Genomic DNA, 13124 nt, shown 5'->3' with positions numbered 1-13124 from the left:
AATATTTTTTTGTAAAACTAAATTTTTTGTTCCACATTCTGAAAGCAGGGGATACACAGGTTTTTGTCATCAAACAGCCGGATGCGGGATTCCATCGTTGTTTCACCACAGGAGTCACATTGAATGCTTTTCAGAATCCGGGCAGGTCTTACCGGAGGGGTGTCCACATCTTCTGTCAAAAAAATATTTTTTAAATCAGCCTGAAGTATCCGGTTGATTCGGTCGTTCCGTAATTTTTGAAGCTGTTCTTCTTCTTGCTTTGTGGCATTGCCTTGGATCATTTTTTTCATTAATACTCTTGTGTCATCCGTTTGCTTTTCATCATCAGCAAAATTATCCATGAATACGGCTCGAAAACCTTTTTGAGAATCTCTGTCATAAAAGGTAAATGCGGACTTGCCGTAATCTTTGTGGATCAGGTTGCCCTTGCCATAAGAACATCCTGTCAGAAACTGGATGGCATCCACACCGCACATGTCTGTTTCAGTAACGCATACAGGTGCTTTTGCATTTTGGATATCAAGTTTTTCCATTGCAAGTTCGGATACCCGAATGCCTATAGCCAGGCCAGGGCAACTATGGCCGTGAAACTCTATCGTTTTTTCAATCACTTCTTTTTTAATTGAACACGTCATTTGTAATCTCCTTTTTTTCAATTCAGGCTGCTTTTTTATTCTCAATGGGGATGACCAGGGGGAATCCTTTGTGATAAACGATTTCAACGCTGACGCCATAAACGGCTTCTATCATTTTTGCGGAGATTTTATTTATTTTTCCAGCCCCATAAATTGTTTTATCCTTTAAAAATAAATACTGATCTGAAAACCGCAAGGCTGTATTCAGGTCATGCATGGTCATTACCGCAGCAATATTATGTCCTTTTACAATATGTTTTATCAACCCGAGAATATCTGTCTGGTTTTTCAGGTCAAGACTGCTTGTGGGTTCATCCAGCAACAGAAGGTCTGTCTGTTGGACAAGGGCCCTTGCAATGGATACTTTCTGCAGTTCTCCCCCGCTCATCTGATCCAGGTATTTCAGGCACAGATGGGAAAGATCCAGCCTTTTTATGACGGCATCTACTTTTTTTAAATCATCGGGCCTTGTTTTATAACGGATATGGGGATGTCTTCCCAGGAGAATGGCGTCAAATGCCGTAATCCTTGCCGTTTCATTCTTTTGTGCCACATAGGAGATTTCTTTTGCGATTTGGTTAATATCCATTGCCCTGATGTTTTTGTCCTTAACAAGGATATCCCCGTTCTGGGGAGTAAGGATGGAATTCAGGCATTTAAGCAGGGTTGTCTTGCCAACACCATTGGGCCCGAGAATCACGGTTGTTTCACCCCGTTGAATAGAAAAACTGACATTTTTCAGGGTTTTATGGCTATTATACTGAAATTCAAGATCATTCACTTTAAGAATCATTTTCTATATCCTTTGATGATGAGATAAATAAACACGGGCGCTCCAAGGAATGAGGTAAAAATAGAAACAGGAAGTACATGGGGTAAAAGGACCAGCCTTGCCACAATATCAGCAGACAGCAAGATCAAAGCACCCACAAGAATGGAGGCCGGCATGAGAAACCTTTGATCATCACCGATCACCCGCCGGACAATATGTGGGGCCACAAGCCCTATAAAACTGATAATACCGATAAAAGAGATGATTACAGATGTAGCAAGAGATGCCGCCATCATGGCTGAAAGCCTTACCATTTCAACCTTTACGCCCAGTCCTTTAGCTGTTTCATCTCCCATATCCATTGCATTGTAATTTTTTGTGTTGGCCAGAAAATAGACCAAAAGACAGAAGGTTACCCCGGAAAGGAAGTAAAAATCCTTCCAGTCTGCCCTGGCAACATCTCCAAATGTCCAGAACACCATGGCAGCAAGTTGAACATCATCGGCAAAGAATTGAAGGAGCATGGTTCCGGCCATAAAAAGTGAGCCTAATGCAATCCCCGTCAGCACCATGATTTCCGGAGAAGATCCCCTGATCTTTGAGATGTAGGTGATAATGCAGGCCGTTACCATGGAAAAGAAAAAGGCAGATGATAAGGTAATCACGGGGTTTGAAATATTTAAGGCATCATTTAAAGAGCTTGCCATTACACCCGTCCCAAGGATCATGACGGAAAAGGCAGCACCAAATGCAGCGGCATGGGCAATGCCAAGGGTAAAAGGTGATGCCAGAGGATTTCTCAAGACAGACTGCATGACAGCACCGGAAGCGGCAAGACCTGCACCGGCAACCACGGCTGTCAGGGTCTGGGGCAATCTTATGTTCCAGATGATCAGCTCAAATTGCCTGGAATCGGAATTGTTCAAAAGAGTTTTAATAACTTCAATAAAGCCTATATGGACTGACCCAAGAGATATGCTGATAATAATCATCAGGATAAGGACAATAAAAACCAGGAAAATAAACACCGTTTTTTTTCTTATATAAGCAGAATATTCCTCTGATATCTCACCATTTTCAAAATGCATTGTTTGCAGCCTTTAATTTATATCCACGGGTTTAAAAACCATGTTTTTGAACAAGGAATTCATTGAATCAAAAACAGGCTTTGAAACAAGGAATTCATAGATATCATCAGCTTTTTTTTCAGGGTCTGTATCGGCAAACCTGTCAGGATATAATATTTTTCCAATATACCAGGCATCCGCAAGGATAGATCCAAAATTTTGAGTGTACCAGTTATAGGGAAGTACGCCGTATACATTATTAGTGGTTACAGCAGTCAGTCCCTTGTAAACCGGGTCATTTTTGAGTTCATGAAGACCGCCATGATCTTCTCCCATCTGAAGGGTGGATAGATCCAGAAACAGGATATCAGGGTCAGCCTGTAGTATTTTTTCTTTGGAAAAGTTGCTGTGATGGAAACTTTTACCTGTCATATCTCCGGTTGAGGCAATATTTTTTGCATTGATAAATTGAAAAGGAGGGTAAGAGGGCTCTGTGGATTGAAACCCATGGGGACCCTTGAATGCAATTCCCCCGATAAAGCAGGTCTTTTTATCAGCAATATTTTTAGTCCTATTTTCAAGCTCATGAATATGTTCATTAAAAAAATAGATCAATTCTTTAGCCCGGGATTCTTTTTGCAATACCTGACCGATGATATTCAGTGCATTGAAAAATTTTTTCCTGCCTTTGAAAAGGTCGCCATATTCAAGGATGACAACTGGAATCCCGGTTTTTTGTTCAAGCTCAACCGGATCATATCCCATGGTGGCGTATGTTTTAAAAATAACCTGGGGGAAATTTTTTAATCCCAGTATTTTTTCAGGATCATCATACCCTCTGAATCCCCCGAAAACAGGAAGTTCTTTAAATTGTGGATTGGCCAGAAAATAAGGGCGGGCATCAAATTTCCTCTTTTTTGTTTCCATATCATCAACAGCCACAACAAGATCCTGGGCATCGAAATAGGTGATCAGCCTTAAACTTCCTGGGCCGGAACAGATTATCCGGTCAATTTTCTGGGGTAAGTTGACTACTCGCAGGTTGGCATCTGTTACCTGTCTTAACGGCTGAGCAATGGCAAGACACGTAAAGACAGCCAAAAACAGAAAAGTAAATAATGGGGTAAAATATATTTTTTTCATCGTCCTCTCCTCTAAAAATAAAAAAGCCACAAAGGTATAATCCCTCTAAAAAAGGAATTACTAGCCTTCATGGCTTAATTTTAATATTATATTTTTACAATTTTATTTTTTGTCTTCAGACAAAAGTTTTATTATTTTTATTAGATTCCTGCTTTATTGTCAAGACAAGACAAGTTCTTTGCTATTTCAGATCAATCGCATGTAAATTGAAATATTTTTTCATCTCTATTTATATCATAAATCAAAACGAAGAAAGGGTATTGATGGATCCCAATCAGAATTTAGTGAAATGATCAAAGGTGGTCAATTATGATGGAGAAGTTACTCCAATCTGACCGATATAGAAAATTTCAAGATTCAGGAGCTATTTCCACTTCAGGCTGTAGAACACGGTAAGTCTGAATGGGATAGTGGAACCCTTTAACCTCAATAGTGCCGACTTCCTCGCAAAGGATCTCATCGTTAACCAAGGCCCACGAGGCATGTGATAGATATATCTCACCTGGTTGACAGGCTTGTTCCAAGCGAGAAGCAAGATTTGTATTAAGGCCGATGGCTGAATATTCCATAAATCCTTCAGAACCATAATTGCCCACATTGGCCATACCCGTATGAATGCCGCAGCGAATTTCGAAGGGAAATTGGACACCCTGGTTCCACCATTTCTCTCGAATAGATTTCATTTTCTTTTGCATCTCCAACGCCATACGTAAGCACGCTAAAGCATCTTCTCGCTCTCCCTTTGAATCCGGTGCCCCAAAGATTGCATAAATGCTGTCCCCGGTAAATTGCGGGATGGTTCCACCCCATGTACGAACTATCTGGGCCATCTCCCCTAAATATTCATTTAGCAACTTTGCCACGTCTTCAGGATCGGCAGCGTCGGTAAATTGGGTGAAATCCTTGATATCGGAGAAAAACATGGTCAGCTTTTTTCGCTGGTGAGATAACTCAGCGGTAAATTCACCTTTAAATATTTTTTCCGTCACATGCGGATCAATGTACTTCGAGATTTGTACTTGAGCTTTTTTTAGTCTCTCGTTGGTTTCTTCCAAAGCGTTTGACTTAGTGGTGAGCTCCTCCTCGCGACGCTTCAGGTCTGTAATATCGGAGTAAATTGCAACAATTCCGCCATCCCCGGTTTTGCGTTCAGTGATCAGAATCCACTGACCACCACTACGTTGCTGAATCCTTGGTTCACCAGGGTCATGATGAAACGCCATACGATCTGCAAACCACTCGTCTATACGGCCCTCTGCGTCAACAATGTTTCCATTTTCGGCAGATCTTCGAATGATAGTTTCAAACGCCGTTCCCGGTTCAATGTCGATGTCCGTATTCGGGAAAAGTATTTCCTTATACCTGGTGTTACAAAGCACCAAACGGTCATCAGGATCAAAGAACGCGAAGCCTTCAGATGAATTTTCAATGGCATCGACCAGCCTTCGACGCGCCGTTTCAATGTTGCGCAGATTGTTTTCTTTAACTTCGATCGCAGTATCACGAAAGACGACCAGAGACTCTGCCATCCGGCCGATCTCGTCACTGCTGCCGGAATCCGGCAAAGGCGCTTTGAGGTTACCTCCGGCAATCGCGAGCATGCTATCACTGAGTGCTGTTAGCCTGGCAATCAGGTTACGCCCAACATAGAGCCACACGATGAGGAAAGAGCTTAAGAGACTCAGAGCGGCGATGCCGATCAAAATATTTCGGTTGAGCACCTGGATCGCTACAGCTTGAATGTTCGATTTCTCAATATCCGAACTCGCACTATTTACCAGGAAGTCTACCCTGTTAGTCAAAAAGTTTGACAATTTCACGTTGACAGCCAAGAGCGCTTCGGCTTGGGCGATGACGGTCAATTCATTCTTTCTGATCTCCGAGAGACTCTTTTGGCCGAATGTCAGGTCCTCAAGTAAAGCGACTTTCCTCGCCAGACGTCTTTTCGCTTGTTTTGAAACTACTAGAGAAACCTCATACAGTTCCTTGAGATATTTTTTCAGAGGAAATATCAAGACATCAATCCGTTCAGTGGTGTCAGCGTCTGTGATTTTCAGGAGGTTGTTGTGAATTGAGTCGACCAGAAGCACGGCCCTTTGTTGTGGAATTAAGCTGATTATCGAATTCACAAGATCTGACTTTTCGGTTGATAATTTGTTTGATTCGGCCGCTTCCTGAATCCTGTTCAAATCCGCCATCTGGGCATCGAGTATTCGCTCACCAGGTGCCAGCATTCGCTTGGCTATACTATTGGCCCTTGATAGGTCGCGAATCCGTTTTCCTTTGAACGCGACAATGGTAAGCCTTTTTTTTACAAGCTCATCCAGGCTTAAGAGATTTTGAGCCATATCGGCAAACAAATTCAAGACATTAGCCATTGCTGTCTTTTCATCTTCTGTCTCATAGCTTCTGCTTTGATGCAGAAACGGCTCAAGCTGAGAAATTTGTGAGGTGATTTCTTTCGAAATTTCTATCCGTGCGCTATCGGTGTTCACTGCCAGCAAGGCAGGTGCCGCGTGCACGACACTTTCCACGCGCCGTGACAGCTCCAACCAAGACAAAGCTTCGGGCACGCGTTGCTCAGTTATCTTGTTGAGTGCGCTACCAACCTGCGTTAGGGAATACAAACCGGAGGCCGCAGCGACCAGTGAGAACATAGAGATTCCCAGAAACGCAAGCAGCAGCCGCCCTCGAACACCCATTGATGCAAATTTGTATGGTTCATTCACTCGTCATAAATTCCCGTGGTCAGCATCTCGATGGATTACAGCACCTATATGGAACTGGGTGAGCTACTATTCAATCCGCTCATTTAGCCAGCGAGTAGTCTTCCTTGTCGAAGACATACCAAACAAAGGTGCTGATACCCGTAACGTCACCCTTTTCATCAAAGCCGATCTTACCCAGCACGGTGTCAAAGCTGTTTGTTTTCAAGGAATTAATGACAGCTTCAGGTTTCAAGGAGCCCGCTATGATAACTGCCTGTGCCCAGGCCTGCACAGCGCCATAACTATACAAGGTATAACCTTCTGGCTCGTAGGCATCTTCTTCCCGAATGGCAGCAACGACGTCTCCGGCCTCCGGCTTCAAGCGCATATCCGGGCCAAAGGTAAAATAGGTGCCTTCACTTGCTTCGCCCGCGACGAACATGAACTGGGCATTTACCAGCGAGTCGCCGGAAAACAAACGAAGATTGGGTAGCTCCTTTTTGGCCTGGCGCAGAATGATTCCAATATCGCCAGAATAACCACCGGCGTAGAGAACGTCAGTTTGTTTAGAGACTAGTTTGTCTACAATCGACCTGTAGTCCTTTTGATCTGTTATGTAACTGCCTAACATCACTTCGGTAATGCCTCGTTTGTTCAGCTGGCTCTTTGTAAACATTGCCAAGCCCAAACCATAGGCCTGACTGTCATGGATGATCGCAATATTGCTTTTGCTGTGATTGTCGGCCAGGTAGTTGGCTGCGATCGTTCCTTGCTGGTCGTCTCGGCCTATCACCCGAAATACATTGGGTCCCCCTTCATCGGTGACCTTGGGATTGGTCGAAGCTGGCGTGATCATTATGATCCCGGCTTCTTCATAGATCTTGCTGACAGCAAGGGAACAGGCGGAACAAAGGTGCCCGACAACGAGAATTACGCCTTCACTCACCAGTTGCCGCGCCACTGCCTTGGCTTGTCGCGGTTCACAATTATCATCTACTGAAATAACGACAATCTCTTTACCAAGGAGGCCGCCTTTGTCATTCAGATGCTCGAACGCCTTTTGGGCGCCGACTTCCTGCTGCTCACCAATAGCGAGTGAGCTGCCGGACAAAGGCCCGGCGATACCAATCTTAATCTCGGCCTGACCCGCAGCAATTCCACAAGCTATCAATATAAATGCGCCTATTAGGCTTCCAAAAATTATAGTTTTCATAACCCCCTCCGTTTTTCCATTCCTGCCACGTTTGATTCTTTATATCTCCCACCAATAGTGTGCTGTCATATTTTGCGATTACACCATTGATGGTTCAAAGCATCGAGAAGATTCAATAGGTATTAGATATGTTTATTATCTTCAAGTTCTTAAGCATAAAGAAGGAGAAGCATCTGATAGTTCGAGGATGGGGTTAAATCATGTTCAAATTTGGATATTCAACTTAAGATACGGCGTAATTTAAGCACATTATAGATATTGATACATGAGTTGGAAGGACGGGTCAAGAGAGTAGTATTATTTTTTAACCGCCGGTTTCAATAGCAAACATCCTGGTTTTTTATAATTTAAGTCGGGAAATTAGACTACAGGTAAAAACCAGGATGTTATAGGGTTCGTAATGACAGGCTTATTAGCCTGCATCATAGGTGCATGAGGTGAAATCTATTTCCTCGCCGCATTTGTCGCATTTATGGGTTTTTTCAAATTCATCCGAGAAAATTTCCTTTGTCGCATTGCATTTAGGGCAATTGCAGGTAAAAGATTTTAAATTTTTAAATTGCTCAAAACCTGGGCAATGTGCTGGAGTTGTCATAATATCCTCCTTTTTTTAGATTTGATTGCTGGAACGAGAGTTCCATTAAAAATTAAAGATTAATTTGTCATCATTGTCAAGATAAATTAAAGATTTAATCTAAATTTACCAGGGTTCTGCCTTTCAGCTCTCCTTTTAATATGCGCTCGATTTTATCATTTAATTGATCTATAAAAATTTCATCATAGATGCTTTCAAGCATGTCAAATTTCCATTCCACGGCCAGTTTTTCCCAGACGTTTGACCGAAATTCCATGGGACAATTCTGTGAATCTATCCCGAGAAGAGAGATGCCCCTTAATATGAACGGGAACACATTAATGGGCAGATCTGGAGATGCCACATTGCCGCAGCAGGTTACGATGCCATTCGGTTTCGTTGATTTTATAGCTGTTGCCAGAATTTTTCCTCCCACCGTATCAATGACGCCTGCCCATTGGGGTTTTAAAATGGGCGGTTTCGTGTTTTCAAGAAAATCATTCCTGTCAATGACGGTTTTAACGCCCAGATTATTCAGTAAGGTGGTATCTGTTTTTCCGGAGACAGCAGTTACTGAATATCCAAGGTGGGACAAAATTCCTGCAGCAAGGCTTCCCACACCGCCGGTAGCACCGGTGACGAGAATATCTCCATGCTCGGGGCGTATGGTTTGAGTCAGTTTAAAAATTGACATTCCTGCCGTAAATCCAGCTGTTCCAAAAACCATACTCTGTTTCAGACTAAGCCCTTCCGGCAGTTTAACCACCCATTCCCCGGGCACACGGATATATTGCCCAAAGCCTCCTGCCGTGTTCATGCCAAGGTCATAGCTTGTAACAATGACTTTTTCTCCTTTTTTAACTGTGTCAATATGGCTTTCTTCAACAATCCCTGCCGCATCAATCCCTGGTGTATGCGGATATTGCCTTGTGACACCGCGATTTCCCGTGGCGGATAAGGCATCCTTATAATTTAAGGAAGAATACTTAACCCGAACGAGAACATCTCCTTTTGGCAGGTCCTTAATATTAATATTTTTAATTTGCTGAATAAATTTATTTTTTTCAGGTTCTTCAACAGTCAATGCTTTGTACGAAAAATTATCCATGTGCGCCATCCTTATAATATTAATGATTGGAAGACTTTAATAGGGGTTGTAAATATTAATCTATCAGAATTTCATGGGATATCCCATTTTTTTTTAAAATTGTTTGAAATCGGGTGGAATACGTTTGGCAGAAACATTTTTACTTTCTCAAATAAATCTGATAGTTATGCCGGGATGAAAACTCAAAAATTCCAGACTGGCAGGGTAACGCTTGTCGCCTTCTCCCATTTTATCCATGATGTGTATACCAGCTTTCTGGCGCCTTTACTGCCCTTAATTATAGAGAAGCTCTCCCTGACCTTAACCCAGGCAGGACTTTTATCTACTGTTATGCAGATTCCCGCACTGCTAAACCCTTTTATCGGGCTGTTTGCAGACAACAAAGGCCTTGCTCGATGGCTGGTCATCCTTTCACCAACGTTCACGGCCATATTCATGAGCCTTATTTTAAGTGCATCCTCCTATTATGTATTGCTGGTTCTTCTCTTTTTGGCAGGTATCAGCGTGGCAGTATATCATGTCCCGACACCTGTTCTGATTGCAAAGTATTCCGGGGATAGAAAGGGCCGCGGCATGAGCATTTTTATGACAGGCGGGGAATCTGCCAGAACTGTTGGGCCCATATTTGCCGTCGCTGCTGTATCATTTCTAGGGGAAGATCATTTTTATGTTGTTATGGGATTTGCCATATTAACATCCGTGCTGCTCTATTTTACCCTTGAAAAAGAGGAACAAAAGACATCTATTAAAAGAAACGGGTCTTTAAAAGCGGCATTTCATGAAATTAAACATGTGCTGATTCCCTTGTCCGGTATTTTAACGGCACGATCTTTTATGCATGCGTCCATGGGAGTTTTTCTCACGGTCTTTGTGGAAAGAGAGACCGGAAGCCTCTGGTTTGGGGGTGCTGCCCTTGCCTTGTATGAGGGCTTTGGGGTAGCGGGTGTGTTATGCGCGGGAACCTTCAGTGACTGGCTGGGAAGACAAAGAGTATTGTTCTGGGTATTGATAGTCGCACCTGTCGCCATTTTGATCTTTGTTTTTTCAACAGGGATTTTAAAAATTCTTATGCTGGCTGTTACAGGGTTTACTGTCCTTTCAACCACCCCTGTCATGCTGGCAATTATCCAGGAAAATGCAGAGCACAACCCTTCGGCAGCCAATGGCCTGTTTATGATGGTCTCTTTTGCTGCCAGATCTATTGCAGTCGTTCTTGCAGGAATAATCGGCGATATGGCAGGGCTTGAGAATATGTTTATTGTGAGTGCTTTAATCGGGTTTACTGCGATTCCGTTTTTATTAAAACTTGGCACTAAAACGTATCATTAAAATATGGAGATAATGATGTTAAAAACCAATGAAGACAGACTTGTTGTATTGGCCATGCAGTGCAAACCCGGGCCTCCCAGGATCAGGCCCGGCTGGAAGGTGGATCATGAAGGCAAGCCCTTTATTCTTCCGAGTATTGGCGGTATTACTTTAAATATTCAGGTGGGAGATTCTGCTTTCGGACTTGCCGGAGACCATATAGAACCTGGTGTCAGTTGCTCGGCAAATGCGGAAAAACCCTTTGAGTTTCCCAATAATTCCCTCCAGCTTCTTTCCTGTGTAGGCAATGAGGCCATTATCGTATCCGGAGATATGAAAGGTGAAAAAGGAACCGTTATCGGTCATCATGGCGGATCAGAGCATGTGATTGTTGATTTTCCCCAAAAGGTTTTAAAACAGCTGACCTATGATGACAAAATAATGATTCGGACAAAAGGTCAGGGCCTGAAATTGATGGATTACCCGGATATCAAGCTGTTTAATCTTGATCCCGGTCTTTTGAAAAAAATGAAAATTAAAAAAATAAAAGGCAATAGACTCAAAGTGCCTGTTACAACCGTAGTGCCGGCCCGGTGCATGGGATCAGGTCTTGGGTCCGCCCATGTTGCAGTCGGAGATTACGATGTGATGACCAGTGATTCCGACACTGTAAAAGAATATAAATTGGACAGGCTCAAATTCGGTGATTTTGTGGCATTGCTTGACCATGACAATTCTTATGGCAGGGCGTTTGTAAAAGGTGCGGTCAGTATCGGTATTGTGGTTCATTCAGATTGCCTGCTCGCAGGCCATGGGCCTGGCATAGCCACGTTGCTGACCTGTTCAACACCTTTAATTGAACCGGTACTCGATGCAAATGCCAACATTGCCAATCTTTTGAAAATAGGAACAAAAAAAGTATAGCCTGAAAATAGTAAGGCGGGATAAAAAAATTGAATACAGGAAAGAAAAGTATCCTTCAAAAAGGAAAAGGCAAGACAAGAAAACAGGCAAAGCTTGAGTATCTGTATGAAAAAAAATCATTGTATTTTGCCCAGGTTGCCGAAAGTGTAAAAGACATTGCCATAAAAGAGATCAAAGAGCTTGGCGCCTATGATTTAAAACCGGTTTTCAGAGGGGTATGGTTCAAGGCATCCAAAAAGGATTTTTATCGGGTCACTTATTTTTCAAGGCTTGTTTCAAGGATACTTGCGCCTCTTGTTACGTTTGAATGTCATGACAAGGATGATTTGTATAAGGCTGCCAAAAAAATAAGATGGGAAGAGTTTTTAACGCCTAAAAAAACCTTTTCCATTGCAGCCAATGTGTCTGAGTCGGAAATTACCCATTCCAATTTTGCCGGCTTGCGGGTCAAAGATGCCATAGCAGATTATTTCCGGGACAGGACCAACAAAAGACCGAATGTGGATGCAAAAGAGCCGTATATCATCATCAATCTTCATCTTCATAAAAATCTGGCAACCCTTGGTATTGATGCCTCAGGCGGGCCGATGCACAAACGCGGTTACAGGGAAGAATCTGTATCCGCCCCCATGCAGGAGACCATAGCCGCATCCATTATTCATCTGTCTGAATGGGATGGCAAAGTACCATTGTATGATCCCATGTGCGGATCAGGCACTCTTTTGATAGAAGCGCTCATGAAGTATTGCCGGATACCGGCACAAGTTTTTCGAACCGGGTTTGGATTTGAAAGACTGCCTGATTTTGATGCCGGTTTATGGGAGCAGATTAAAAAAGAGTCCCGGGATAATTTCAGGGAATTGAAAAAAAATATGATTTCCGGAAGCGATGTGTCTGAACATTCGGTTAATGCCGTAAAAACAAATATTATGGGACTTCATTTTGGCAGCGAAATTACCATTGAACAAAAAGACTTTCAGGATATCGAATCCATAGAAAACAGTGTGATCGTCACCAACCCTCCCTATGGTATCCGAATGGGGAAAGACCAGAATCTTAATAAGTTCTATCAAAATTTTGGTTTTTTTTTAAAAAACAACTGCAGCAAATCAACAGCCTTTATCTATTTTGGAGAGCCTAAGTACATTAAGAGGGTTCCCCTTTCCCCATCCTGGAAACGGCCTTTGAAAATTGGCGGTCTTGATGGTAAACTTGTAAAATACGAATTATATTAATAATAGTTTGAGAACTAAAGAGATATGGAAAATCCAAAAACCAGTGGACAATATACCTGCACCGAGTACAGGGAGGAGATGATCCTTTTAGGGCTGCAAAAAAGGCTTTCTTCCGAAGGATTAACACCTGAAGAAAAAGAAAGTTTATTAAAGGAGATTGCCAAAGTTGAAAAACAGATGGGAATAGATTAGCAAAGGCTCTTTTTTCTGGTTCTTTGTAAATCCTTGCTCAATTAAATATTCAAATACTGGGTGTTCACCATGCGAACAAACTGATTATAAATTAAAAACTGAGAATCCAATTTTTTTGCGTTTATAATAAAAAATCGAAAACCGTGCATATATATATGAATTAATTACTGCTATGTGTACACATATATATGTCTTGACAATCGATAATCGTTTATATATATGTATACTAATAACTATTTGACGTA

12 protein-coding genes are annotated in these 13124 nt (G+C 42.4%); 4 read left to right on the top strand and 8 right to left on the bottom strand.

The genetic code is table 11. The features are described 5' to 3' along the window. Positions 1-17 precede the first annotated feature (17 nt). The 8 genes from HGJ91_RS06115 to HGJ91_RS06080 all read right to left on the bottom strand — a co-directional run bounded on the left by HGJ91_RS06115 (position 18) and on the right by HGJ91_RS06080 (position 9220). Positions 18-635, bottom strand: a complete 618-nt coding sequence (locus tag HGJ91_RS06115) for an FmdE family protein (RefSeq protein ID WP_291346823.1) — start codon at positions 633-635, stop codon at positions 18-20. A 22-nt stretch (positions 636-657) separates the two neighbouring features. Next, a complete protein-coding gene (locus HGJ91_RS06110) occupies positions 658-1428 on the bottom strand; it encodes an ABC transporter ATP-binding protein (RefSeq protein ID WP_291346822.1) in 771 nt (256 codons plus the stop codon). After that, complete coding sequence (locus tag HGJ91_RS06105; RefSeq protein WP_291346821.1) at positions 1425-2495, bottom strand: iron ABC transporter permease; 1071 nt, start codon at positions 2493-2495, stop codon at positions 1425-1427. The genes HGJ91_RS06110 and HGJ91_RS06105 overlap by 4 nt, the downstream gene beginning before the upstream one ends. 12 nt (positions 2496-2507) lie before the next feature. Next, entirely contained in the window at positions 2508-3617 is a 1110-nt protein-coding gene (locus HGJ91_RS06100; RefSeq protein ID WP_291346820.1) for an iron ABC transporter substrate-binding protein, read from the bottom strand. Between the two features lie 350 nt (positions 3618-3967). Further along, positions 3968-6346 carry an adenylate/guanylate cyclase domain-containing protein gene (locus HGJ91_RS06095; RefSeq protein ID WP_291346819.1) on the bottom strand — a complete coding sequence of 793 codons (2379 nt, stop codon included), beginning with the start codon at positions 6344-6346 and terminating at the stop codon, positions 3968-3970. Between the two features lie 79 nt (positions 6347-6425). After that, positions 6426-7538, bottom strand: a complete 1113-nt coding sequence (locus tag HGJ91_RS06090; protein WP_291346818.1) for a branched-chain amino acid ABC transporter substrate-binding protein — start codon at positions 7536-7538, stop codon at positions 6426-6428. A gap of 412 nt (positions 7539-7950) precedes the next feature. Next, a complete protein-coding gene (locus HGJ91_RS06085) occupies positions 7951-8133 on the bottom strand; it encodes a hypothetical protein (RefSeq protein WP_291346817.1) in 183 nt (60 codons plus the stop codon). Positions 8134-8227: 94 nt separating this feature from the next. Next, positions 8228-9220, bottom strand: coding sequence for a YhdH/YhfP family quinone oxidoreductase (locus tag HGJ91_RS06080; RefSeq protein WP_291346816.1), 993 nt, complete (start codon positions 9218-9220; stop codon positions 8228-8230). A gap of 174 nt (positions 9221-9394) precedes the next feature. Here HGJ91_RS06080 and HGJ91_RS06075 point away from each other — a divergent pair, with 174 nt between their 5' ends. From HGJ91_RS06075 to HGJ91_RS06060, 4 genes are read left to right on the top strand one after another with little or no spacing between them, the layout of a single operon-like run. After that, positions 9395-10549: an MFS transporter gene (locus HGJ91_RS06075; protein WP_291346815.1), complete on the top strand. Its 1155-nt coding sequence runs from the start codon at positions 9395-9397 to the stop codon at positions 10547-10549. A gap of 12 nt (positions 10550-10561) precedes the next feature. After that, a complete protein-coding gene (locus HGJ91_RS06070; protein WP_291346814.1) occupies positions 10562-11452 on the top strand; it encodes a DUF4438 domain-containing protein in 891 nt (296 codons plus the stop codon). A 29-nt stretch (positions 11453-11481) separates the two neighbouring features. After that, a complete protein-coding gene (locus HGJ91_RS06065) occupies positions 11482-12687 on the top strand; it encodes a class I SAM-dependent RNA methyltransferase (protein ID WP_291346813.1) in 1206 nt (401 codons plus the stop codon). A gap of 24 nt (positions 12688-12711) precedes the next feature. Further along, a complete protein-coding gene (locus tag HGJ91_RS06060) occupies positions 12712-12879 on the top strand; it encodes a hypothetical protein (RefSeq protein ID WP_291346812.1) in 168 nt (55 codons plus the stop codon). Positions 12880-13124 lie beyond the last annotated feature (245 nt).

Source organism: Desulfobacula sp., from assembly GCF_014237455.1.
In the GTDB taxonomy this organism is placed as follows: domain Bacteria; phylum Desulfobacterota; class Desulfobacteria; order Desulfobacterales; family Desulfobacteraceae; genus Desulfobacula.
The sequence above is the reverse complement of the archived record's forward strand: the minus strand, read 5'-3'. Positions and strand labels throughout refer to the sequence as shown.

Excerpts from the sequence above, each read along its gene's own strand:
- HGJ91_RS06090 (WP_291346818.1), bottom strand. The coding sequence starts at position 7,538 with ATGAAAACTATAATTTTTGGAAGCCTAATAGGCGCATTTATATTGATA.
- HGJ91_RS06080 (WP_291346816.1), bottom strand. The coding sequence starts at position 9,220 with ATGGATAATTTTTCGTACAAAGCATTGACTGTTGAAGAACCTGAAAAA.
- HGJ91_RS06085 (WP_291346817.1), bottom strand. The coding sequence starts at position 8,133 with ATGACAACTCCAGCACATTGCCCAGGTTTTGAGCAATTTAAAAATTTA.
- HGJ91_RS06100 (WP_291346820.1), bottom strand. The coding sequence starts at position 3,617 with ATGAAAAAAATATATTTTACCCCATTATTTACTTTTCTGTTTTTGGCT.
- HGJ91_RS06060 (WP_291346812.1), top strand. The coding sequence starts at position 12,712 with ATGGAAAATCCAAAAACCAGTGGACAATATACCTGCACCGAGTACAGG.
- HGJ91_RS06110 (WP_291346822.1), bottom strand. The coding sequence starts at position 1,428 with ATGATTCTTAAAGTGAATGATCTTGAATTTCAGTATAATAGCCATAAA.
- HGJ91_RS06075 (WP_291346815.1), top strand. The coding sequence starts at position 9,395 with ATGAAAACTCAAAAATTCCAGACTGGCAGGGTAACGCTTGTCGCCTTC.
- HGJ91_RS06115 (WP_291346823.1), bottom strand. The coding sequence starts at position 635 with ATGACGTGTTCAATTAAAAAAGAAGTGATTGAAAAAACGATAGAGTTT.
- HGJ91_RS06070 (WP_291346814.1), top strand. The coding sequence starts at position 10,562 with ATGATGTTAAAAACCAATGAAGACAGACTTGTTGTATTGGCCATGCAG.
- HGJ91_RS06105 (WP_291346821.1), bottom strand. The coding sequence starts at position 2,495 with ATGCATTTTGAAAATGGTGAGATATCAGAGGAATATTCTGCTTATATA.